A 22,250-nucleotide genomic window follows, 5' to 3' on the forward strand; every position below is an offset into this window, starting at 1 on the left:
CGGCTGTTCGTCCGAATCCTGCTCGAAGCGCTTTGATCCCATCCACTTTGTAAACTACGGTTAGCCGCAACAGATCAGGCAGTCAGCGGTCTGTTCCCCTTCAAATCCGCTATCGATAGGTATGAACATGGACATGGATGCGTCTACGAAATACCCCATTGTGTTGGTTCACGGTCTTTTCGGCTTCGATAAAATCGCCGGTTACCCCTACTTCTTCGAAATCGAGGAAGCCCTGGAACGCGCCGGTGCTCAGGTGTTTGCGGTCAATATTCCAGCCGTCAACGGCAATGAGGAACGCGGTGAAAAACTGCTCGAGCACGTCAACCGCATTTTGCTGGAAACGGGAGCTGCCAAGGTCAATCTGATCGGCCATAGCCAAGGCCCCCTGGCCGCACGCTACGTAGCAGCGCTGCACCCGGAAAAGGTCGCGTCGGTCACGTCGGTCAGTTGCCCCAATCATGGTTCCGAGATTGCCGACCAATTGCATAAGGCGCTGACACCCGGAGAGTTGCCCGAAGCCTTCGTACTGGCCCTGTTGGGCGCGGTCGGCACCTTCATTTCGTTGATCAGCGGCCATCCGGAAAACCCGATTGACGCTGAAGCGGCATTCGAATCGCTGACCAGCGCGGGATTGGCGGCCTTCAATCGCAAGTACCCGCAAGGGGTGCCAAAGGTTTGGGGCGGCGAAGGCAACGAAGTCGAAAACGGCGTGTATTACTACTCCTGGAGCGGGATCGTGCAGAACTTCCAAAGCCTGCAACCACTCGATCCGAGCCATTTGAACACTGTCGTGCTGTCGAAGTTGTTTTATAAAGAGAAGCACGCCAACGATGGGCTGGTCGGCCGCTACAGCTCGCACCTGGGTAAAGTGATCCGCTCGGATTACCCGATGGACCACTTTGACGCAGTCAATCAGATGGCCGGGATCACCAGCTGGAACGTGAGCCCGGTCAGGCTCTACCTGGAACATGCCGCGCGACTCAAGAGCAAGGGTTTGTAAGCCCATAAAAAAACGGCCCGTTGCAATAACGGGCCGTTTCTTTTCCAGCGCTCAGCCCCTTACGGCTCAAGCCCGACAGGGAAGAATTCACCACCGCTCCACACGCCCAGCCAACGCTGCCCGTCGATCTCACGGCTCACCGCCAGCTCCACCAGTTGGTAGAACACGTTGCGGTGGATCAACGCTTCAAGATTGGTGCGCACATGCACGTACGGCGCGGGTTCCTGAGTCACCGGATCGATCACCACGCGCATAGGGTGCTCGGCGCCGGCATCGGCCGTTTCATCGACGTTGGTGGTAAAGCGCAAGACCTGGGCTTCACCCTCCCCTTCGACCTCCACGGCAATCGCCACGAACGGCGCATCGTCGACCTTGATGCCAACCTTTTCGACCGGGGTAATCAGGAAGTAATCATCGCCGTCGCGGCGAATGATGGTGGAGAACAGCTTGACCATCGGCTTGCGCCCGATTGGCGTGCCCAGGTAATACCAGGTGCCGTCGCGGGCGATGCGCATGTCGATGTCGCCGCAGAAGTCGGGGTTCCACAAGTGGACCGGCGGCAAGCCTTTGGTTTTGGGGATTTGCCCCAACAGGTCGTTGGCTTTTTGCGGGCCACTCATGGCGTTCTCCTTTGAATTACTGGTCGCTGAGCCCCAGCAGGCTACGAGCGTATTGCTCCAGCGGCGGGCCCAGCAAGTCTTCTGGCTTGTTGTCGTGGAACGTCAGTAAACCGCCACGACTCTTGATACGTGCAGTATCGATCAAATACTGGGTGCTGGTCTCGATCAACATGATCTGAATGACGCCGTTGTCGATTCCGAGGCGATCCACGTGTTCCTGGTCGAGCCATTCGTCCGAGTTGCCGATGCGGTCGTCGGCCTTGGCAAAACGGGTGTAAAGCAGGTAATGGGCGCCGGCGGCACGGGCTTCGCCCATGGCAGCGTCGAGGCCTTCCGGCGCGCGGGCGCGGCGGACCATCGGGAAATATTCGATAAAGCCGTTGAAGGCCTCCTCGGCCACCACGTTAGGGCGCGGGTAGGCATTGCCCGGCGGCACGAAGGCACCTTGGGCGATGTAGATGAACGAGTCCGGCTGAATGCGGAAATTATTCACGCGACGGCTGTCGCTGTGGTCCAGCAGGCCCGCGTCGCTCATGTGGTAGCGAGTCCCTTCGGCCATATCACTGACATTCATGCAGCCACCAAGCGCCAAAACGGCCAGCAGCAAAACCAGGCTACGCATCCTACCCTCCAGAGGCCGGTGACGGAAAACCGGCGAATGGCCATGGGATGCAGCTTCCGCGCCAGCTCAATGTACAGGGGGATGTGTCAGGTGTTTTTGGGGAACCGAAAGATAGCTTTCGCGGGCAAGCCTCGCTCCTACGGGTCATGTGTGTAACCTGTAGGAGCGAGGCTTGCCCGCGAAGAGGCCCGATCAGCCGCCGATGATTTTCATGATGGTCGCGCCACCGGAGAACGCCACTTCCTGTTTGTCGCCCAAGGCTTTGACCAGCAGTCGCTGCAAGGCCGGTAGCGCCTGGTGACGAGGCTTGTCCAGCAGGTCGCCGACATAGTGGCGATTGCTTGACGACAGGCAGCCATGCAGCCACCCCGTGGACGACAAGCGTAGACGCGAACAAGTGCGACAAAACGGAACGCTTTCGTTGGCGATCACGCCGAAGTGGCCCAGCCCTGGAATCTGGTAACGCACCGCCGTGGCATCGACCGGCGCATCGGCCTGAAGGTACTCGTAGCGCTCGCCGATCAGGCTCAGCAACTGCTGAAGGCTGACGAACTGCTGCAGGAAGGCGTTGGAGTCGCTGGCCAGGTGGCCCATGCGCATCAACTCGATGAAACGCAACTCGTAACCGCGCTCCAGGCAGTAGTCGAGCAATGGCATTACCTGATCGAGGTTCTGCCCACGCAGCGGCACCATATTGACCTTGATCTTCATGCCGGCCGCAGCGGCCTGGTTCATGCCGTCGAGGACGGTCGCCAGATCACCGCCGCGCGCAATGCTGCGAAAAGCGCTGGCATCCAGGGTATCGAGGGAAACGTTGATGCGTCGAATACCGGCATCCACCAGTAGCGGCAGCTTCTTCGCCAGCAACTGACCATTGGTGGTCAGGCTGATGTCCTCCAGGCCCATCTGCCCGACGGCGGTCATGAAGGCTTCGAGCTTGGGACTGACCAATGGCTCGCCACCGGTAATGCGCAAGCGCTCGATGCCCGCAGCTTCGATCAGATAGGCCACGCCGCGTGCCATGGCCTCGGCCGACAACTCATCCTGCGCAGCCACCAGCCGCTTGCCGTTGGGCACGCAGTAGGTACAAGCGTAGTTACAAGCTGAGGTCAGACTGATCCGCAAATTGCGAAAACGCCTGCCTTGACGGTCAACGATCATGGATCACTCCGGCGAAAGAAGATTCGAACACGCAAAACTTGACTCACAAATCAAGTTTTAGCAAGCCCTATGCCTGAGTATATTCCTGCGGTACTGCGCCATGTAGCTAAATCATGGCGCAACAAGACAACTGACGGGTTCAGTTGCTCGGCGTGTCGGTATCGCGCTTGCGCTTGTTGCCCATGCGCACGCCGATGTCCATCAGGAACTGGAAGAAACCTTCCTGATCTTCCAGCACGTTGCTCCAGAACGGCGAGTGATACAGCGCCACGGCGCCGTGCACCAGCGCCCAGGCCGCGCAGTAATGGAAGTAAGGCGGCACGTCTTCGAGCTTGCCTTCGCTGATCCGGCCCTTGATCAGCAGGGTCAGGCGTTCGAAGTTCGAGGCGCGGATCTTGTGCAGTTCCTCGACCATCTCCGGCACCTGGTTGCCCTTGACCACCTTTTCTTCCAGGCGATCGAACAACCGGTAGCGTTGCGGATCGCGCATGCGGAATTCGAAGTAGGCCCGGGACAGGGCTTCCTTGTCCTTATCGACATCGGCGGAATGCAACAGCTCGTTCAAATCGCGCTCGTAATCGAGCATCAGGCGCAGATAGATCTCTGCCTTGGATTTGAAGTGCTTGTAGATCGTGCCTTTGCCGATACCGACGGCATCAGCAATCATCTCGACGGTGACGCTGTCTTCACCTTGTTCGAGGAACAGCTTGAGCGCGGTATCGAGAATTTCTTGCTCGCGGCGACGAAACTCACGGACCTTACGAGGTTCTTTATGCATAAGAAAAGGTCTGTAGGGGTCAAAATTCGAAGCCGCGTATTATGCCTAACTTACGCCAAAATGCACGGATCATCCGACCATATATGTGTTTCTTGATGAATTCGCGCAACCTCGCCGGTTGATGAGAACTCAACCGAAGCGCGCGTATTCCAAATTTGTTTAAAAACCCGACCAGCTAAACTGGACTCGGCGCAATACTGATCAATACTTCAACTGTCGGCGAGGCATCTCCCCCAAGTGTCGCGCCGATGAAGGTACCAAAGGATTGCGTGCCTTTGTTTTACTCCTAATGGTCTTAACCCGGATTCACCCCCCAGAACCCGGGTTTTTTTTGCCTGCGATTCAGCGGCCAAAGCCCCCTAGGAGCTGCCGAAGGCTGCGATCTTTTCCGCCGTTACGCCGATGCCCTGACGTGCGCCAACGGAAATAACCGCTTGAAATTCTCGGTGGTTTGCTCGGCAAATTGTTCGTAGGACTCACCTCGCAACATGGCCAGAAATTCCGCTACCTCACGCACGTATTGCGGCAGGTTCGGTTTGCCGCGATAAGGGATCGGCGCCAGGTACGGCGAGTCGGTTTCCACCAGCAACCGGTCAGCCGGCACTTTGCCGGCCACATCCCGCAGCGCATCGGCATTGCGAAAAGTGACAATACCGGACAAGGAAATGTAATACCCCATGTCCAGCGCAGCCTTGGCCATCTCCCAGTCTTCGGTAAAGCAATGCAGCACGCCCGCCTGAGGCAGTGCCGCCTCGCGTAGCAGCTCAAGGGTATCGGCCCGCGCGCCACGGGTATGGATGATCACCGGCTTGCCGGTCTGTTGAGCTGCTTGCAGGTGCAAACGGAACGATTCCTGCTGCAACGCTGCCGCTTCCGGCTCGTAGTGATAATCCAGGCCGGTTTCACCGATCGCCACCACTCGCGGATGATTGAGTTCGCGCAACAGCCAATCCAGCGCTGGCGCGGCACCCGGCTGCACATCGAGTGGATGCACGCCGACCGAACAGTCGACATCGTCGTAACGTTCGGCCAGCGCTTTGACGTCGGCGGCATTATCGGCGCTGACGCCAATGCACAGAAAGTGCCCTACCCCGCGCTCACGGGCCGCATCGAGCGCAGCATCCAGGGAGCTGTCGTGGGCGGTGAGGTCGAGGCGATCAAGGTGACAATGGGAATCTACGAGCATAAAAGGGCTGCAACTTACATCGTATGAGTGGGACGGTCGGACTTCAGGGCTCCGGCCAGATGGGTTTCGATTCGACTGCGCGCGGTGTCGTCGCCTTCGTTGAATTGCACGCCAACTCCGGCGGCACGGTTGCCCTGGGCACCTTTGGGGGTGATCCAGGTGACTTTGCCGGCGACCGGAATCTTTTCCGGTTCATCCATCAGGTGCAGCAACATGAAAACCTCATCGCCCAACTTGTAGCTTTTGTTGGTCGGGATAAACAGGCCACCGTTCTTGATGAACGGCATGTAGGCCGCGTAGAGCACGGCCCTGTCCTTGATGGTCAAGGACAAAATGCCATTGCGCGGCCCCGGACTGACGGGTTCGTTCATGTTGACCTCCACTGTCTGATGATCAGAGTCTAGTGGCAGACGGTCACTTTGGGGTAGGCAAAGATACCCATTGCACTAGCAGTGCCTCCAGCAACAATGCCGGATTGAGGTTGGCTTTGCTCATCACTTTCTGGCGCTGGGCGAGGATCCAGTCCTGGATATTCAGGACCTTGTCCTGAGCGGATTTCTGCGCCAGGTATTGAATCACTTTGCGCATGTCCGCCAACCCCAGCCCTGCTTCATCCTGAGTCAATTGATAACGCAGAATCAGGCTCGACCAATCGCAGAACCAGTCGAACAGCAGCAACATGGGAATGGTTTTCCATTCCTCGGCCAGTTGCGTCGGCGATTGCTGCTGCTTGAGCAGCTTCTTCACACCCTCGACCACCAGCGCCCGCTGTTCACGCACGCCCTGTGCCTGCAATTTGACCGCGGCCAATGGCGAACCGGCGGCGAGGGTCAGCAGTTCAACGCGCTCTTCTTCCGAACAGTCCGGCAAAGCGCTAGCCAGCCAAGCCAGACTCATGGCTTCGCTTGGCAACGGACAGGCCTGCTGCACGCAACGGCTCTTGATGGTTGCCAGCAGACGGCTGGTCTGGTGGCTGACCAACAGCAATATGGTATCGCCGGACGGTTCTTCAAGGCTTTTCAGCAAGGCGTTGGCGGCGTTGATGTTCATCGATTCGACTGGCTCGATCAGCACCACTTTGCGACCGCCCATCTGCGCGGTCTGAACCACGAAGCTGACCAGATCACGCACCTGATCGACCTTGATCGCTTTGTCTGCCTCTTCCGGCTCCAGGATGTAGTTGTCGGGGTGACTGCCGGCCTTCAGCAGAAGACACGATTTGCACTCGCCGCAGGCGTCTTGGGCGGTCGGGCGCTGACACAACAAATGGGCCATCAGACGCTCGGCCAGCGCGCGCTTGCCGATCCCGGCCGGGCCATGCAGCAAATAGGCATGGGCGTGCTGGGCACGGCCCGCCAATTGCTGCCAGAGACTGTCCTGCCACGGATAGACTTCAGCCACGGGTCAACTCCAGCAGGCGTGGCAACAAGGTATCCAGGGATTGCTGAACCTGCGCCAGCGGCTGAGCGGCATCTACCAAGACATAACGCGCAGGATCCGCTTTGGCACGCTTGAGGAAGGCCGTGCGCACCGCATCAAAAAACGCTCGGCCTTCGAGCTCGAACCGATCCAGGCGACCGCGGGCACTGGCGCGGGCCAGACCCACTTCCACAGGCAGATCGAAGATCAGCGTCAAGTCCGGGCGCAGATCGCCCTGGACGAACGTTTCGAGGGTCGCGATGCGCTCCTGCGACAAACCGCGACCACCGCCCTGATAGGCATAAGTCGAATCGGTAAAGCGATCGCACAAAACCACCGCACCACGGGCCAGCGCCGGGCGGATCACTTCGGCCAGATGCTGGGCTCGCGCGGCGAATACCAACAGCAGCTCGGTGTCGGGGTTCATGACCTCATCGACCGGCGCCAACAGCACGTCACGGATCCGTTCGGCCAAGGGCGTGCCACCGGGTTCCCGGGTCAACACCACCTCGATCCCGGCAGCGCGCAGACGTTCGGCCAGGTATTCGCGATTGGTGCTCTTGCCGGCACCTTCCGGGCCTTCCAGGGTAATAAACAAGCCAGTCACAGGCAGTCCTTAGTCAGAGTCATTGCGGGCTTTGCGGCGCGGGCGCATCCGCTTCGGGTGCTGGCGCGGGTTCTTGTTCCGGCTCTTGTTCCGGCTCTTGTTCCGAGTCTTGTTCCGAGTCTTGTACGGAGTCTTGCGGCATTACTGGCGGCAGGCCTTCGGGCGCGACGTTGGGCGAAGCCGCCGGAATTGGTGCCTGGGCATCCTCGATCGGCGGCGCAACAGCCGGCGCAGGGCTGGAGCGGTAATCGGCTCGTCGATTGATCTGGAACTCGCGCACCGCATTGTTGTGGGCGTCCAGATCATCGGAGAACACGTGGCTGCCATCACCGCGCGCGACAAAATACAGGCTGTTGCCGTTCGCCGGATTCAGCGCCGCATGGATCGCTTCGCGGCCCACCATCGCAATCGGCGTCGGCGGCAGGCCAGCAATCATGTAAGTGTTATAGGGCGTCGGTTCCTTGAGATGAGCGCGGGTCAACTTGCCGTTGTAACGGTCACCCAGACCATAAATCACGGTCGGATCGGTCTGCAACAGCATGCCCATCTCCATGCGCCGCACGAACACGCCGGCAATCTGCCGACGCTCCTGCGGCACACCGGTTTCCTTTTCCACCAGCGAGGCCATGATCAGCGCCTGATAGGGGTCCTTGTAGGGAACGTCGGCAGAACGCTGATTCCATTCCTTGAGGAGGACCTCATCCAGTCGGTCGTAAGCTTTCTTGAGCAGATCGGCGTCGGTCATGCCGCGCACGAAACGATAGGTGTCGGGAAAGAATCGCCCTTCGGGGAAAATCCCGCTGTGCCCCAGCTTGTCCATCACTTGGCTGTCGCTCAGACCGTTGAGGGTCTGCTCGAGTTTTTCATCCTTGGCCAGGGCCGCGCGAACCTGATGAAAATTCCAGCCTTCGACCAGCGTCAGGCTGTACTGCACCATTTCTCCACGTTTCCACAGGTCGATCAGCCCGTTGACTGTCATACCGGGCACCATGCGGTATTCGCCGCTGTGCAGCGGTTGCCCTGCCAGATTGAAGCGCCAATACACACGCAGCCAGAAAGCGTCCTTGATGACGCCATCAGCTTCAAGTCGCAGGAAAGTGCGGTTTGGCGTAGTGCCTTTGGGCACTTCCAGCAGCTCTTCCTGGGCGATGTTCAGCGGCTGTTCCAGCGCCGAATCGATTTTCCAGGCGCAAGCGCCCGCCAACAGCCCCGCCAGAACCAATCCGGTTTCCAGCAGCAGCAAGAATTTACGTCTCACGAATCAAGCATCCAGTAGCGCACGAGCAATGGTTTGGAGTTTACGGGTGAGCGGCCCAACCGGCCAGCTCAGTGCGGCATAGGCGCGCACCGGCCAAACGCCATACACGCTGTTGCAGACAAAGACCTCGTCAGCCCATTGCAGCTGCTCGAGGGTGATATCGGTGATTTGCGTGGGAATCCCCAATGACTTGGCTTGAAACAATAATTCGGCGCGCATCACGCCCGCCACGCCACAGCGTTTGAGATTGGCGGTTACCAGTACACCATCGCGCACCAGGAACAGATTACTGAACACACCTTCGATCACCCGCCCGACCTGATCCAGCATCAAGCCTTCGGCATGCTCGGTGTCCTGCCATTCGGAACGGGCAATGACCTGCTCCAGACGATTCAAATGCTTGAGACCGGCGAGCAATGGTTGTTTGGAAAGACGTGTCGCACAAGGAAACAGACGAACGCCCTGCTCCGCATGAACAGCCGGATAAGCAGCAGGAGGATTGCCTTGCAGAATGCGCCGAGCCTGAGCAGAGGGATCGACGGCGTAACCGCGCAGGCTGTCGCCGCGGGTGAGGATGAGTTTGAGCACGCCCTCGCCCAGCGCGGCGGCATAGGCCAGCAGCTCTGCACGGATCAGTTGATGATCAGCGGCAATCGCCAAGCGCGAACACCCCTCCGCCAGACGCGACAGATGTCGATCCAGCAGCAGCGGCTGCCCGCCCTTGACCGCAACGGTTTCGAACAGACCGTCACCGTAAGCCAGGCCGCGATCCTTCAGCGACAAAGCGTCAGCCGGTTGACCGTCGACCCAGCTATCCATCAGTCAGCGAACCGGCGGAACACCAGCGAGCCATTGGTACCGCCAAATCCGAAGGAATTGGACAGCACCACGTCGATATCCATGCCCCGCGCGGTGTGGGGTACGAAGTCGAGGTCGCAGCCTTCGTCCGGCTCATCGAGGTTGATGGTCGGCGGTGCTACCTGGCTGTTGATTGCCAGGACGCTGAAAATCGCCTCGACCGCGCCCGCCGCACCCAACAGGTGACCGGTCATGGACTTGGTCGAACTGACCGCCAGCTTGTAGGCGTGATCACCGAACACGGATTTGATCGCACAGGCTTCGGCGAGGTCGCCCGCCGAGGTCGAGGTGCCGTGGGCGTTGATGTACTGAACCTGATCGCTATTGATCTTCGCATCGCGCAAGGCATTGGTGATGCAACGTGCAGCACCCGCGCCATCGGCCGGTGGCGAGGTCATGTGGTAAGCATCGCCACTGGTGCCGAAGCCGATCAGCTCGGCGTAGATGGTCGCGCCACGAGCCTTGGCGTGCTCCAGTTCTTCGAGAACCAGTGCGCCGGCGCCGTCGGACAGCACGAAGCCATCACGGCCCTTGTCCCATGGACGGCTGGCGCGGGTCGGCTCGTCGTTGCGGGTCGACAGTGCGCGGGAGGCACCGAAGCCGCCCATGCCCAGACCACACGCGGCCATCTCGGCACCGCCGGCAATCATGACGTCGGCTTCGTCGTACATGATGTTGCGTGCCGCCATGCCGATGCAGTGTGTACCGGTAGTACACGCGGTGGCGATGGCGTAGTTAGGTCCCTGTGCCCCCAGATGGATGGACAGGAAACCGGAAATCATATTGATGATCGAGCCAGGCACGAAAAACGGAGAAATCCGTCGTGGGCCGGAATCATGCAGCGTGCGGCTGGTGTCTTCGATATTGGTCAGACCGCCAATACCCGAACCCATGGCCACGCCGATCCGCTCGCGATTGGCGTCGGTGACCTCAAGGCCTGCGTTACGCACGGCTTGAAAACCTGCAGCCAGACCATATTGAATGAACAGGTCGAGTTTGCGAGCTTCCTTGACCGACAGGTATTCCTCGACATTGAAGCCCTTTACCGAGCCGCCAAAACGGGTGGAATAGGCAGAAAGGTCGGTGTGTTCGATCAGACCAATGCCACTGCGGCCAGCCAGAATGCCCTGCCAGCTGCTCGGCACATCCGTGCCCAGTGGCGACAACATACCCATACCGGTGACTACGACGCGTCTACGCGACACAGCACTCTCCTTTTTCAAATGACGACTTTGCATCAGGCCTAAAGAAAAAACCGCACGCCATGATGGCAGTGCGGTTTTTCCATGACAGCGAGCGACGACTAAAAACTATTACGCCTGGTGGCTGGTAACGTAGTCGATTGCTGCTTGTACAGTAGTGATCTTCTCAGCTTCTTCGTCAGGGATTTCGGTCTCGAATTCCTCTTCCAGAGCCATCACCAGCTCAACAGTGTCAAGGGAGTCGGCACCCAGGTCTTCAACGAAGGAAGCAGTGTTGACCACTTCTTCTTCTTTAACGCCCAGTTGCTCAGCAACGATTTTCTTGACGCGCTCTTCGATGGTGCTCATACCTTGTTTTCACTCCTAATGGACAAATTCAGGCAGCTGGCCGGTGGGTAAGTGTATAGAAAGACTTTTCAGTTTTTCAACTGAAAGCTTCACTCCTCAAACCCGACGACCCTCTGTCTATAAATAGATTGCAGCTTTATAACGGATTTTAGACAGCTCGTATGACATTTTTTTGAAGCAATCCGTCACATTTAACTCATGTACATCCCGCCGTTCACCGGGATTGTAGCCCCAGTAACGTAAGCCGCACCGTCGGATGCAAGAAAAGCGACCACAGACGCGATCTCTTGAGCTTGCCCCAGACGACCCAGCGGAATCTGCGTCTGCATAGCTTCACGCTGCGCCTCGGGCAGTTCACGGGTCATATCGGTGTCAATGAACCCAGGGGTCACCGAGTTTACCGTAATCGAACGAGAACCGACTTCACGCGCCAGTGCACGGCTGAAACCTTCCAGACCGGCCTTGGCGGCAGCGTAGTTTACTTGGCCTGCGTTGCCCATGGCACCCACAACCGAACCAATACTGATAATTCGTCCCCAACGGGCTTTGGTCATGCCGCGCAAAACGCCCTTGGACAGGCGGAACAAGCTGTTCAGGTTGGTATCGACAACGTCATGCCATTCGTCGTCTTTCATGCGCATCATCAGGTTATCGCGGGTGATACCGGCATTATTGACCAGGATCGCCGGCGCACCGAATTGCTCCTGAATGCTCGCCAGCACGGCCGCTACGGACTCATCGCTGGTGACATTGAGTTCCAGACCAGTGCCCTGAATACCATTTTCTTTCAGGGTCGCAGCGATACGCTCGGCCCCCGAAGCGGAAGTCGCGGTGCCGACAACAATGGCACCCTGACGACCCAATTCCAGAGCGATAGCCTGGCCGATACCACGGCTGGCACCAGTAACCAGTGCAACTTTACCTTGCAGACTCATGCAAGCTTCTCCTTGTTCAGGCCAGCGCTGCACGGGCGGCAGCGAAAGCGTCTGGGGTATTGAGGTTAGAGGTCGACACGCCTTCAGCGCAACGTTTGTTCAAACCGGCAAGTACTTTGCCAGGGCCGCATTCGACCAGCTCAGTCGCGCCCTTGGCCGCCAGCGCCTGGATCGACTCGACCCAGCGTACAGGCTTGTAGAGCTGTTCAAGCAGATCGCGCTTGAGGGTTTCCAGATCGGCCGGCACGTTGGCGCTGACGTTCTGTACCACAGGGATCTGCGGCGCCTGCCAGTCGATCGCTGCGATCGACTCGGCGAACCGCTCGGCGGCCGGACGCATCAATTCGCAGTGAGACGGCACGCTGACCGGCAATGGCATGGCGCGCTTGGCGCCACGTGCCTTGCAGCCTTCGATGGCGCGCTCGACCGCCGCCTTGGCGCCAGCGATCACTACCTGGCCCGGGGAGTTGAAGTTGACCGCACTCACCACTTCGCCTTGCGCCGCTTCGGCACAGGCGGCCAGCACGTCGGCATCTTCCAGACCCAGGATTGCAGCCATGCCGCCCTGCCCGGCCGGAACAGCCTCCTGCATCAACTGACCGCGACGCTCTACCAGTTTCACGGCATCGCCCAGACTCAGACTGCCTGCAGCCACCAAGGCGCTGTATTCGCCCAGGCTGTGACCGGCAACGTAAGCCGGACGCGCGCCGCCTTCAGCCAGCCACAGGCGCCACAAGGCGATCGAGGCGGTCAGAATGGCCGGCTGGGTTTTATCGGTTTGATTGAGTTGTTCTTCCGGCCCTTGCTGGGTCAGTGCCCACAGGTCGTAACCCAGAGCATCGGAAGCTTCTTTGAATGTTTCGAGGACCACCGGATGTTGCGCGCCCAACTCGGCCAGCATGCCGAGGGACTGCGAACCCTGTCCTGGAAAGACGAATGCGAGGGAAGCAGACATGTAACAAGCCCCTAATGATCTTGTCGTCGGAGAATTGACGTCCCGTTTGTGGAACGCAAGAAACTCACAGTTGGATGGCCCATTGAACTGAGCGGTCACATTTAAGCATTGTCCGACGAAAACGCCTAAGGCAACAAATCTTCCAGGCGCCCATGGAGCCGTTCAGGCAAGTTTTCCTGGATCTCGATCAACGCGCGCTGAATCGCACTCTGAAAACCCTGCACCCCCGCCGAACCGTGGCTTTTCACGACAATTCCCTGCAAACCGAGGAAACTTGCGCCGTTATGTCGTGCCGGCGCCAGCTCGGCCTGCAAGCGTTTCATCAGCGGCAGCGCCAGTGCGCCCACTACTTTCGACGCGAAATTTTTCTTGAACAACGCCTCAATGCGCCCGGCAATCATGGTCGCCAGGCCTTCGCTGGACTTGAGCAGGATATTGCCGACAAAGCCGTCACACACCACCACATCCGCTTCGCCACGGTATAAGCCATCACCCTCGACAAACCCGATGTAGTTGATGCCACGAGCACTCTGCAACAAGGTGGCCGCCAGCTTGACCTGCTGATTGCCCTTGATGTCTTCGGTGCCGATGTTCAGCAATGCGACCCTCGGGCGAACGATGCCCAGGGTCTCTGCCGCGACCGAGCCCATCACTGCAAACTGCAACAAGTGCTCGGCACTGCAATCGACGTTGGCACCCAGATCGAGCAACTGGCAGTAGCCCTTCTGTGTCGGAATGGCCGCAATCATTGCCGGCCGATCGATGCCCGGCAAGGTCTTGAGCACAAACCGCGACAACGCCATCAGGGCACCGGTATTGCCGGCACTGACACAGGCCTGAGCCTTGCCATCGCGCAACAACTCCAGCGCCACACGCATCGACGAGTCAGGCTTGCCACGCAAGGCCTGCGCAGGTTTTTCGTCCATGGTGATAACTTCGGACGCCGGCGCAATCGACAGGCGCGCGCGATCCACAGCCGATTGGCTGGCGAGCAGTTCTTCAAGAAGGGAGGGTTGACCGACGAGGATCAGGTGCAGCGAGGGTGTAGCAGACAGACAAGCAAGGCTGGCCTGAACAATGCTGCGGGGACCGAAGTCCCCGCCCATTGCGTCAATCGCGATGACTTGAGCGGACAAGTGATTACTCGTCAGCGCCCTTGTCGATCACTTTACGGCCACGGTATACGCCTTCTGGCGATACGTGGTGACGCAGGTGAACTTCACCGGTGGTTTTTTCTACAGACAGGGTGCTAGCCTCGAGAGCGTCGTGCGAACGACGCATGTCACGGGCAGAGCGGGATTTTTTGTTCTGCTGAACAGCCATAATTGATTAACTCCTAAACGTTTGGGTCACGCTTTAACTGCGCCAATACACTGAACGGGTTGGACCGCGTTACCTCGTCCTCGCTCGGTTCGGGCTCATCGAGACCCGCCGGCTGCTGGCATTCTTCCGGATGATGAGCAGGCACAATGGGCAAGGCGAGCAGAAGCTCCTCCTCGATCAGTGACTGCAGATCCAAAGGATCTTCGCCCAGTTCCAGCACGTCATAACCTTTCGGCAACGACTGGGTATTCGCACCCTCCTTCACCACAGCATAACTGCATTCGCTATGGATCGGCAGGGTGACCAGCTCAAGACAACGCTGGCAAACCATTTTGACTTCGGTGTCGATAAAGCTGTGAATTACCACAGATTTACGTTCATCTCGTTCAAAAACGAATTTAGCCTGCACCGTACCGACAGTATCGGAAAGCGGGTCGCAGAGTCTCTCCAAATCGGCCAGCAGCAGTTCACCTTGAAGGGTGGTGCCACGGTCAGCCAATTTGCGCGGGTCAACGTGAGGTGGAATCGGGTCATTCAACATAGGCGCAGCATTATAGGGATGCCCCCAGCCATGTCAAAGGAAATTCAGCCCTGCCTGTCACTTGAGCCTGCGCTAGAATTCGCCCCTGCCCTTTGGAGATGCGCATGCTGCCTTTATTACTTGCTTCAAGCTCGGCCTATCGCCGGGAATTGCTGGCCCGCTTGCAGCTGCCGTTCACGTGCAGCTCGCCGGATATTGACGAAAGCCATCGTCCGGACGAGTCAGCCGTCGAACTGGTAAAGCGCCTCGCCGAAGAAAAAGCCCGCGCACTTGCAGGCAGTCATCCAGCCCACCTGATCATCGGCTCGGATCAGGTCGCCGTACTCGGCGAGCGGATTATCGGCAAACCTCACACCTTCGAAAAGGCCCGTGAACAACTGCTGGCATCCAGCGGCGCCAGCGTGACCTTCCTGACCGGCCTGGCACTGCTCAACAGTCAGACCGGCCACTGCCAGGTCGACTGCGTGCCCTTTACCGTACACATGCGCACACTCGACGCAGCACGCATCGAGCGCTACCTGCGCGCCGAACAGCCCTACGACTGCGCTGGCAGCTTCAAAGCCGAAGGTTTAGGGGTGAGCCTGTTTCAAAGCACCGAAGGCCCTGACGCCACCAGCCTGATCGGCCTGCCGCTGATTCGCCTGATCGATATGCTGTTGGCTGAAGGTGTGCAAATCCCCTGAAGCGCATCCCTGTAATTGAATGGACTCGCCCAAGCCTGCGCGCTCGAGTGCGCAGCGCTCGTTAAACCATTCACCACGACCTTTCAGACAAACCGCGCGCTCCGGATTTGCGAGCGCTGCGCACTCGAACGCAGGCTTCGCCAGCTGCTACAGAGACCGCATTTGCACAAAAAACCGGCCACTCGGGCCGGTTTGTTCATGCAGCCAGATGATCAGCGCAATGCTGGCCCCTGAAAGCCCATCCACATTGCCAAATGCTCAGCCACGCTGGCGCCAAGCTTTTTCGAGAAACGATCGAATGGCGATTCCTCAACAGTGAAATCCACCAACTCTTTCTCGCCGATCACATCACGCGCAACCGAACTTGCATTACCCAGACCATCGATCAAGCCCAACGACAGCGCTTGCTCACCCGACCAGACCAGCCCGGAGAACAACTCCGGATGCTCTTTGTCCTTCAGGCGATCACCACGCCCCTTCTTGACGCTGCTGATGAACTGCTGATGAGTGGTATCGAGCACGCTCTGCCAGAACTGTGTTTCCGCAGGCTTCTGCGGCTGGAACGGATCGAGGAATGATTTGTGCTCGCCAGAGGTGTAGGTACGACGCTCGACGCCCAACTTCTCCATGGTCCCGACAAAACCGTAACCGGCCGCCGTCACACCGATGGAACCCACCAGGCTCGCCTTGTCGGCGTAGATCTGATCCGCGGCGCTAGCGATGTAATAAGCACCGGAAGCACCCAGGTCCGAGATCACCGCATAAACCTTGGTATCTGGATTCAAGCCGCGCAAACGACGGATTTCGTCGTAGACATAACCCGACTGCACCGGACTGCCGCCAGGGCTGTTGATCCGCAGAATCACACCCTTGACCTTCTTGTCCTCAAAGGCTGCACGCAGGCTGCCGACGATATTATCGGCACTGGCCGGCTCTTTGTCGGCAATCATACCTGTCACATCGATCAGCGCCGTGTAGCCAGAGCCGAGGCTCGCGCCTTTCTCCATGCCTACCAATGGCGACAACAGAATCAACGCGCCCAGCAGGTACAAAAAAGTCAGCGACTTGAAGAATATTCCCCAGCGACGGGACCGGCGCTGTTCCTGCACCCCTGCCAGCAAGGTTTTTTCCAACAGCTTCCAGCTTTTCTCGTCACCGCTTTCCGCACTCGCCTTGGCGGGCGCTTTCCATTCGTCGGTCATGCCATGTACCCCAGCAAAAAAACCAATTAAACCCGCTGATTCAGCCAGGCGTGCAACTCTGAAAAACGATCAATGGCCAGTCTCGGCTCAAATAGCTTCAAGGCGTCGATCGATTGAGCGCCATAGCTGACCGCCACCGAATCCATGCCCGCATTGCGCGCCATCTGCAGGTCGAACGACGAATCGCCAACCATCAGCGCTTGCTCCGGGCGAACCTCGCAATGGGCGAGAATCTGCTCAAGCATCAGCGGATGGGGTTTGCTGGCAGTTTCGTCAGCAGCACGGGTGATATCGAAATAATCTTCCCAGCCGTGAGACTTCAGCACCCGGTCCAGCCCACGACGAGCCTTGCCGGTCGCTACTGCCAGATGATACCCCTCGACACGAAATGCTTCGAGAGACTCGACAACGCCCTCAAACAGCGGGGAAGGCACGGCCTCCGCCGCAATGTAGTGATCCGCATAGTGCTGACGGAATGCTATCAGCTCGGTGTCGCCAATCTCGGGGTACAGGGTGCGGATCGCTTCCGGCAAGCCCAGACCGATAATGCCTTTGACGGCAAAATCATCACGCAACTGAAAACCGGACCGCTCGGACGCGACATGCATCGCCTCGACAATCCGACCGATGGAGTCAGCCAGCGTGCCGTCCCAATCGAAAATCAGCAGCTTGTAATCAGTAGGGTGCACTCAAGCGCTCCACGGTTTTGGCCCACATCTCGTCGACCGGCGCCTGCAACTTGAGCTCACCACCATCAGGCAGCGGCACAGTCAGCATGTAGGCATGCAGAAACAGGCGCTTGCCGCCGAGATCACGAATCTCTTTGCTGAAACCCTCATCGCCGTACTTGGTATCACCAGCGATGCAATGGCCCGCATGCAGAGTATGGACGCGAATCTGGTGAGTGCGACCCGTGATCGGCTTGGCCTCGACCATCGTGGCAAAGTCGCCAAAGCGACGCAGCACCTTGAACACGGTCACAGATTCCTTGCCCTCCTCCTCGTCCACCTCGACCATGCGCTCGCCGGAGCGCAGATTGCTCTTGCCCAGCGACGCACGGACTTGCTTGATCGAGGCCGCCCAGTTGCCACGCACCAGCGCCATATAGCGCTTATCGACGCCATCGCCACGCAATGCCGTGTGCAAGTGGCGCAACATGCTGCGCTTTTTGGCAATCATCAGCAGGCCGGAGGTATCACGATCGAGACGATGAACCAGTTCGAGCTCCTTGCAATCCGGACGCAACTGACGAAAGGCTTCGATCACGCCGTAGGTCAAGCCACTGCCACCATGAACCGCAATGCCGCAAGGCTTGTTGACCACGATCAGCGCCTTGTCTTCATAGACAATCGCGGCCTCGAGCCGCTGCAGCAGACCTTGGGCCAGCGGCACAGGTTCGTCGCGCTCAGGCACGCGAACCGGCGGCACGCGCACGATATCGCCCGCCTGCAGCTTGTATTCGGGCTTGATCCGACCTTTGTTCACCCGCACTTCGCCCTTGCGCAAAATGCGGTAAATCAAGGTCTTGGGCACGCCTTTGAGCCGAGCGAGGAGGAAGTTATCAATACGTTGGCCGGCATATTCCGGCGAGACCTCCAGCAGTTGTACGGCTGGGGTCGAGGGGGCAGTAGTCGTCATGGCGCCGATGATAACAATTTTTTATGGAATTGAAGCACTTAATCATTGCTGCTATAGTCGCGAACGCCGCCAAAAGTGGCCTGGACAGCGGACTAACGGTCAAAAACCGGCCCTGACCAACGCAATTCACGAGGACGAGAGGCCGTCCTACGGGGCTTTCGCTACGTAACGGCAGAGTTTGCAGTTGTAACGAGCGCAGGTGACATAAGGCCTGAATCATGCCGCAAAGCAGAGTTTTCACTCGCCTTCCGAGCAAATATTCACGGCCAGTTCACAAAGTGCAGTCAGCTGCGAACGACCCCGAGCGAACGCTTCGGAAACACCGCCTAAATTAGCCATGATGCGTGACCTCCCCCTTTCGGAGCTCACGGTAAATGCCAACCCGCTGCGGATTCTGCGCGCGGCAGCACCCGAATTATCAGGGATACGTGTAGGGTGGAGATGCACAACCGCTGGACTGTGTAGCAATAGGCTTTATCAAGACGCTTCATCTCGTCCACAGCCGCCGGTTGATTCCTCCTCCTGACTGAGTGCTTAAGTAGCCACAGCAAGCAGGACGCGTACGTCGCAACACCGGCCCAATTGGTCGGGGTTCGCTAGACACTGGAGTGTCCAACCACTCCTGACGCACCTGACACCGACCGTGAGAAGTCGTGTGTGCCGAACGCCGTTTCCGGCAGCCCGGAAACCGACGGTACTACATGAAAAGAATGCTGATTAACGCAACTCAACCCGAAGAGTTGCGTGTTGCACTGGTAGATGGCCAGCGCCTCTACGACCTGGACATCGAATCCGGTGCACGCGAGCAGAAGAAGGCCAACATCTATAAAGGCCGGATTACTCGCATCGAACCAAGCCTTGAGGCTGCCTTTGTCGATTTCGGCTCTGAGCGCCACGGCTTCCTGCCCCTCAAAGAAATCTCCCGCGAATACTTCAAGAAAGCCCCTGAAGGCCGCGTCAATATCAAGGACGTCCTGAGCGAAGGCCAGGAAGTCATCGTTCAGGTCGAAAAAGAAGAACGTGGCAACAAGGGCGCCGCCCTGACCACCTTCATCAGCCTGGCCGGTCGTTACCTGGTACTGATGCCGAACAACCCGCGTGCCGGCGGTATTTCCCGTCGCATCGAAGGTGAAGAGCGCAACGAACTGCGTGAAGCCCTGAACGGCCTGGTTGCCCCGGCCGACATGGGTCTGATCGTTCGCACTGCCGGCCTTGGCCGCAGCAGCGAAGAAATGCAGTGGGACCTCGATTACCTGCTGCAACTCTGGACCGCCATCAAAGAAGCTTCGCTGGATCGTTCCGCGCCGTTCCTGATCTACCAGGAAAGCAACGTGATCATCCGCGCCATCCGCGATTACCTGCGCCAGGACATCGGCGAAGTGCTGATCGACAGCGTTGAAGCCCAGGACGAAGCCCTGACCTTCATTCGCCAGGTGATGCCGCAGTACGCCAGCAAAATCAAACTGTACGAAGACAGCGTTCCGCTGTTCAACCGTTTCCAGATCGAAAGCCAGATCGAAACCGCCTTCCAGCGCGTCGTCGAACTGCCTTCCGGCGGCTCCATCGTTATCGATCCGACCGAAGCCCTGGTGTCCATCGACATCAACTCGGCGCGCGCCACCAAAGGCAGCGACATCGAAGAAACCGCACTGCAGACCAACCTTGAAGCTGCCGAAGAAATCGCCCGTCAGTTGCGCTTGCGCGACATCGGCGGCCTGATCGTCATCGACTTCATCGACATGACCCCTGCCAAGAACCAGCGCGCCGTGGAAGAGAAAGTCCGCGAATGCCTGGAAGCCGACCGCGCTCGCGTGCAAGTCGGTCGTATCTCGCGCTTCGGCCTGCTGGAAATGTCCCGTCAGCGCCTGCGTCCATCGCTTGGCGAAAGCAGCGGCATCGTCTGCCCGCGTTGCAACGGCACCGGCATCATCCGAGATGTTGAATCGCTGTCGCTGGCGATCCTGCGCCTGATCGAAGAAGAAGCCCTGAAAGACCGCACCGCCGAAGTTCGCGCACAAGTGCCAATTCCGGTTGCAGCTTTCCTGCTCAACGAAAAACGCAACTCGATCACCAAGATCGAACTGCGCACCCGTGCCCGCATCGTCATTCTGCCGAACGATCACCTCGAAACGCCGCACTTCGAAGTTCAGCGTCTGCGCGATGACAGCCCGGAAGCCGCAGTCGGCCAGTCCAGCTACGAAATCGCCGCTGCCGCTGCCGAAGTCGAAGAAGTCCAGCCAGCCGCCGCGACCCGCACTCTGGTTCGCCAGGAAGCCGCGGTCAAGACAGCTCCAGCCCGCGCCAACGCTCCGGTTCCGACCGAAGTCGCCGCTGCGCCAGTGGCTGCTCCGGCCGTCGCCCCAGAGCCAAGCCTGTTCAAAGGCCTGGTGAAGTCGCTGGTCAGCCTGTTCGCCACCAAGGAAGAGCCTGCTGCGCCGGTGGTGGTTGAAAAGCCAGCCGCCGAACGTCCTGCTCGCAACGAAGAGCGCCGCAACGGCCGTCAGCAGAGCCGCAACCGTAACGGTCGCCGCGATGAAGAGCGCAAGCCTCGTGAGGAACGTGCACCGCGTGAAGAACGCGCACCACGCGAAACCCGTGAAGAAGCTCCAGCAGTTGCCCAGGAACGCGCTCCACGTGAAGAGCGTGCACCACGCGCCCCTCGCGAAGAACGTGCACCGCGCGCCCCGCGTGAAGATCGCAAGCCACGTGGCGAGCGTGAAGAACGTCCGGTTCGTGAATTGCGCGAGCCTCTGGATGCCGCTCCGGCCGCCGCGGCCAGCGCTGAAGAACGTCCAGCCCGTCAGCCACGTGAAGAACGCGCTCCACGCCCACCGCGTGAAGAACGTCAGCCACGTACCGAGCAAGCCGCTGCTGCCGTTGCTGCCGTTGCTGAAGAAGAGTTGACCACCAACGAAGAGCAACTGCAGGAAGACGGTCAGGAAGGCGCCGAAGGCGATCGTCCACGCCGCCGCTCCCGTGGTCAGCGTCGTCGCAGCAACCGTCGCGAGCGTCAACGCGATGCCAACGGCAACGTGATCGAAGGTTCGGAAGAGTCCGAATCGGCTGAAAACGCCGAAGCGCCAAGCGCTGCCGATCTGGCCGCCGGCCTGGCTGTTACCGCAGCCGTTGCCAGCTCCGTGATCAGCGCGCCTGCTGAAGCACAAGCCAACGAGCAAGCTGAACGCGCCACTGCCGCCACTCTGGAAACCGCTCCGGTTGAAGCTCCAGTGGTTGAAGCGACCACACCAGTAGAAGTCACCGCTGCTCCGGAAATCGAAGTAGCACCGGTTCGTGAAGCACAAACTGAAGTTGAAGCTGCCGCTGAGCCGGCCGTCGTCGCTGAACCAGTGGCTGCTACCGAGCCTGTGGTTGAAGCGCCGGCTGAACCGGTACGTGAAGTTCGCGAAGAACAAACCACGTTCAACTGGGTTGCCGAGCCACCTGTAGCGGTCGAAGCTCCAGCGCCAGTCGCTGAAGCCCCGGTTGCTGAAGCCTTGGTCTCCGAGCCAGTGGTCACAGCTGCCGAGCCTGCTCCGGTGGTTGAAGCGCCTGTGGTTGCCGAACCGGTGGTTGAAGCCGCCCCTGTCAGCGCCCTGACCCCAAGTGGCCGTGCGCCGAATGACCCGCGTGAAGTACGTCGTCGCAAGCGTGAAGCCGAGCGCCTGCAGAAGGAAGCCGAGCTGGCTGCCGCTGCTGCTCCGGTCGCTGCCGAGCCAGCCCCGGTTGTTGCTGAAGTTATCGAGGCAGCCCCTGCCCCGGCCGCTGAAGTCGCTGCCGAACCGGTTGAATCCGCGATCGACGAAGCACCGCGCTCCGTTCAGGAAGCGGTAGAGCAACACGAGCAAGCCCAGGAAAAAGAGCACGAGCCTAAACCCCTCGCCTGATTCCATCGGCCACTAAAAAGCCCCGCTTGG

At 59.0% G+C, this 22,250-nt stretch carries 23 protein-coding genes; 3 read left to right on the plus strand and 20 right to left on the minus strand.

The features are described from left to right. Positions 1-127 precede the first annotated feature (127 nt). Positions 128-1,000 carry an esterase/lipase family protein gene (locus PMI18_RS08345; RefSeq protein WP_007903971.1) on the plus strand — a complete coding sequence of 291 codons (873 nt, stop codon included), beginning with the start codon at positions 128-130 and terminating at the stop codon, positions 998-1,000. A gap of 59 nt (positions 1,001-1,059) precedes the next feature. Here the strand turns inward: PMI18_RS08345 and PMI18_RS08340 are convergent, their stop codons facing one another. From PMI18_RS08340 to PMI18_RS08260, 17 genes are all read right to left on the minus strand, one after another. Beyond that, positions 1,060-1,620 (minus strand): DUF1285 domain-containing protein, encoded by a 561-nt coding sequence (locus PMI18_RS08340; protein WP_007903972.1) that lies wholly within the window; start codon positions 1,618-1,620, stop codon positions 1,060-1,062. Between the two features lie 16 nt (positions 1,621-1,636). Then, the gene (locus PMI18_RS08335; RefSeq protein WP_007903975.1) at positions 1,637-2,242 is read right to left on the minus strand and encodes a DUF4823 domain-containing protein; all 606 of its coding nucleotides are present in this window, start codon (positions 2,240-2,242) and stop codon (positions 1,637-1,639) included. 192 nt (positions 2,243-2,434) lie between these two features. Beyond that, positions 2,435-3,403, minus strand: coding sequence for a GTP 3',8-cyclase MoaA (locus PMI18_RS08330; RefSeq protein WP_007903977.1), 969 nt, complete (start codon positions 3,401-3,403; stop codon positions 2,435-2,437). Between the two features lie 139 nt (positions 3,404-3,542). Further along, entirely contained in the window at positions 3,543-4,181 is a 639-nt protein-coding gene (locus PMI18_RS08325) for a TetR/AcrR family transcriptional regulator (protein ID WP_007903981.1), read from the minus strand. Between the two features lie 394 nt (positions 4,182-4,575). After that, positions 4,576-5,367 (minus strand): TatD family hydrolase, encoded by a 792-nt coding sequence (locus PMI18_RS08320; RefSeq protein WP_007903985.1) that lies wholly within the window; start codon positions 5,365-5,367, stop codon positions 4,576-4,578. A gap of 14 nt (positions 5,368-5,381) precedes the next feature. Next, entirely contained in the window at positions 5,382-5,738 is a 357-nt protein-coding gene (locus PMI18_RS08315; RefSeq protein WP_007903986.1) for a PilZ domain-containing protein, read from the minus strand. Positions 5,739-5,781: 43 nt separating this feature from the next. Then, a complete protein-coding gene (locus PMI18_RS08310; protein WP_007903987.1) occupies positions 5,782-6,768 on the minus strand; it encodes a DNA polymerase III subunit delta' in 987 nt (328 codons plus the stop codon). Beyond that, entirely contained in the window at positions 6,761-7,393 is a 633-nt protein-coding gene (gene tmk, locus PMI18_RS08305) for a dTMP kinase (protein WP_007903994.1), read from the minus strand. The genes PMI18_RS08310 and tmk overlap by 8 nt, the downstream gene beginning before the upstream one ends. Positions 7,394-7,412: 19 nt before the next feature. Next, positions 7,413-8,651: an endolytic transglycosylase MltG gene (gene mltG, locus PMI18_RS08300; RefSeq protein WP_007903996.1), complete on the minus strand. Its 1,239-nt coding sequence runs from the start codon at positions 8,649-8,651 to the stop codon at positions 7,413-7,415. 3 nt (positions 8,652-8,654) lie between these two features. Then, positions 8,655-9,470, minus strand: coding sequence for an aminodeoxychorismate lyase (gene pabC, locus PMI18_RS08295; protein WP_007903998.1), 816 nt, complete (start codon positions 9,468-9,470; stop codon positions 8,655-8,657). Beyond that, positions 9,470-10,714 (minus strand): beta-ketoacyl-ACP synthase II, encoded by a 1,245-nt coding sequence (gene fabF / locus PMI18_RS08290; RefSeq protein WP_007904000.1) that lies wholly within the window; start codon positions 10,712-10,714, stop codon positions 9,470-9,472. The genes pabC and fabF overlap by 1 nt, the downstream gene beginning before the upstream one ends. A 108-nt stretch (positions 10,715-10,822) precedes the next feature. Next, complete coding sequence (gene acpP, locus PMI18_RS08285; protein WP_003175607.1) at positions 10,823-11,059, minus strand: acyl carrier protein; 237 nt, start codon at positions 11,057-11,059, stop codon at positions 10,823-10,825. A gap of 191 nt (positions 11,060-11,250) precedes the next feature. Continuing rightward, positions 11,251-11,994 (minus strand): 3-oxoacyl-ACP reductase FabG, encoded by a 744-nt coding sequence (fabG, locus tag PMI18_RS08280; RefSeq protein ID WP_007904007.1) that lies wholly within the window; start codon positions 11,992-11,994, stop codon positions 11,251-11,253. A gap of 16 nt (positions 11,995-12,010) precedes the next feature. Further along, positions 12,011-12,949 (minus strand): ACP S-malonyltransferase, encoded by a 939-nt coding sequence (fabD, locus tag PMI18_RS08275; protein ID WP_007904008.1) that lies wholly within the window; start codon positions 12,947-12,949, stop codon positions 12,011-12,013. 125 nt (positions 12,950-13,074) lie between these two features. Beyond that, positions 13,075-14,085, minus strand: coding sequence for a phosphate acyltransferase PlsX (gene plsX / locus PMI18_RS08270; RefSeq protein ID WP_081499880.1), 1,011 nt, complete (start codon positions 14,083-14,085; stop codon positions 13,075-13,077). A gap of 4 nt (positions 14,086-14,089) precedes the next feature. Beyond that, positions 14,090-14,272, minus strand: coding sequence for a 50S ribosomal protein L32 (rpmF, locus tag PMI18_RS08265; protein ID WP_003179396.1), 183 nt, complete (start codon positions 14,270-14,272; stop codon positions 14,090-14,092). 13 nt (positions 14,273-14,285) lie between these two features. Continuing rightward, positions 14,286-14,813, minus strand: a complete 528-nt coding sequence (locus PMI18_RS08260) for a YceD family protein (RefSeq protein ID WP_004371317.1) — start codon at positions 14,811-14,813, stop codon at positions 14,286-14,288. Positions 14,814-14,917: 104 nt separating this feature from the next. Here PMI18_RS08260 and PMI18_RS08255 point away from each other — a divergent pair, with 104 nt between their 5' ends. Next, positions 14,918-15,496, plus strand: a complete 579-nt coding sequence (locus PMI18_RS08255) for a Maf family protein (RefSeq protein ID WP_007904014.1) — start codon at positions 14,918-14,920, stop codon at positions 15,494-15,496. Between the two features lie 212 nt (positions 15,497-15,708). Here PMI18_RS08255 and sppA read toward each other — a convergent pair whose 3' ends face one another. Genes sppA through rluC form a run of 3 tightly spaced genes read right to left on the minus strand, consistent with a single transcriptional unit; the run spans position 15,709 to position 18,336 of the window. Then, positions 15,709-16,698: a signal peptide peptidase SppA gene (gene sppA, locus PMI18_RS08250; protein WP_007904015.1), complete on the minus strand. Its 990-nt coding sequence runs from the start codon at positions 16,696-16,698 to the stop codon at positions 15,709-15,711. 26 nt (positions 16,699-16,724) lie between these two features. Further along, positions 16,725-17,387: an HAD-IA family hydrolase gene (locus PMI18_RS08245; protein WP_007904016.1), complete on the minus strand. Its 663-nt coding sequence runs from the start codon at positions 17,385-17,387 to the stop codon at positions 16,725-16,727. Continuing rightward, entirely contained in the window at positions 17,374-18,336 is a 963-nt protein-coding gene (rluC, locus tag PMI18_RS08240; protein WP_007904017.1) for a 23S rRNA pseudouridine(955/2504/2580) synthase RluC, read from the minus strand. The genes PMI18_RS08245 and rluC overlap by 14 nt, the downstream gene beginning before the upstream one ends. A 701-nt stretch (positions 18,337-19,037) precedes the next feature. Here rluC and rne point away from each other — a divergent pair. Continuing rightward, positions 19,038-22,220 carry a ribonuclease E gene (rne, locus tag PMI18_RS08235; protein WP_007904028.1) on the plus strand — a complete coding sequence of 1,061 codons (3,183 nt, stop codon included), beginning with the start codon at positions 19,038-19,040 and terminating at the stop codon, positions 22,218-22,220. Positions 22,221-22,250: the final 30 nt, after the last annotated feature.

It is taken from the genome of Pseudomonas sp. GM102, assembly GCF_000282555.1.
Taxonomy (GTDB): domain Bacteria; phylum Pseudomonadota; class Gammaproteobacteria; order Pseudomonadales; family Pseudomonadaceae; genus Aquipseudomonas.

Coding starts and splice junctions, on each gene's coding strand:
- PMI18_RS08335 (WP_007903975.1), bottom strand. CDS start 2,242: ATGCGTAGCCTGGTTTTGCTGCTGGCCGTTTTGGCGCTTGGTGGCTGC.
- PMI18_RS08330 (WP_007903977.1), bottom strand. CDS start 3,403: ATGATCGTTGACCGTCAAGGCAGGCGTTTTCGCAATTTGCGGATCAGT.
- PMI18_RS08315 (WP_007903986.1), bottom strand. CDS start 5,738: ATGAACGAACCCGTCAGTCCGGGGCCGCGCAATGGCATTTTGTCCTTG.
- rne (WP_007904028.1), top strand. CDS start 19,038: ATGAAAAGAATGCTGATTAACGCAACTCAACCCGAAGAGTTGCGTGTT.
- pabC (WP_007903998.1), bottom strand. CDS start 9,470: ATGGATAGCTGGGTCGACGGTCAACCGGCTGACGCTTTGTCGCTGAAG.
- PMI18_RS08345 (WP_007903971.1), top strand. CDS start 128: ATGGACATGGATGCGTCTACGAAATACCCCATTGTGTTGGTTCACGGT.
- PMI18_RS08340 (WP_007903972.1), bottom strand. CDS start 1,620: ATGAGTGGCCCGCAAAAAGCCAACGACCTGTTGGGGCAAATCCCCAAA.
- fabG (WP_007904007.1), bottom strand. CDS start 11,994: ATGAGTCTGCAAGGTAAAGTTGCACTGGTTACTGGTGCCAGCCGTGGT.
- PMI18_RS08260 (WP_004371317.1), bottom strand. CDS start 14,813: ATGTTGAATGACCCGATTCCACCTCACGTTGACCCGCGCAAATTGGCT.
- PMI18_RS08320 (WP_007903985.1), bottom strand. CDS start 5,367: ATGCTCGTAGATTCCCATTGTCACCTTGATCGCCTCGACCTCACCGCC.
- rluC (WP_007904017.1), bottom strand. CDS start 18,336: ATGACGACTACTGCCCCCTCGACCCCAGCCGTACAACTGCTGGAGGTC.
- fabD (WP_007904008.1), bottom strand. CDS start 12,949: ATGTCTGCTTCCCTCGCATTCGTCTTTCCAGGACAGGGTTCGCAGTCC.
- sppA (WP_007904015.1), bottom strand. CDS start 16,698: ATGACCGACGAATGGAAAGCGCCCGCCAAGGCGAGTGCGGAAAGCGGT.
- PMI18_RS08255 (WP_007904014.1), top strand. CDS start 14,918: ATGCTGCCTTTATTACTTGCTTCAAGCTCGGCCTATCGCCGGGAATTG.
- PMI18_RS08325 (WP_007903981.1), bottom strand. CDS start 4,181: ATGCATAAAGAACCTCGTAAGGTCCGTGAGTTTCGTCGCCGCGAGCAA.
- acpP (WP_003175607.1), bottom strand. CDS start 11,059: ATGAGCACCATCGAAGAGCGCGTCAAGAAAATCGTTGCTGAGCAACTG.
- rpmF (WP_003179396.1), bottom strand. CDS start 14,272: ATGGCTGTTCAGCAGAACAAAAAATCCCGCTCTGCCCGTGACATGCGT.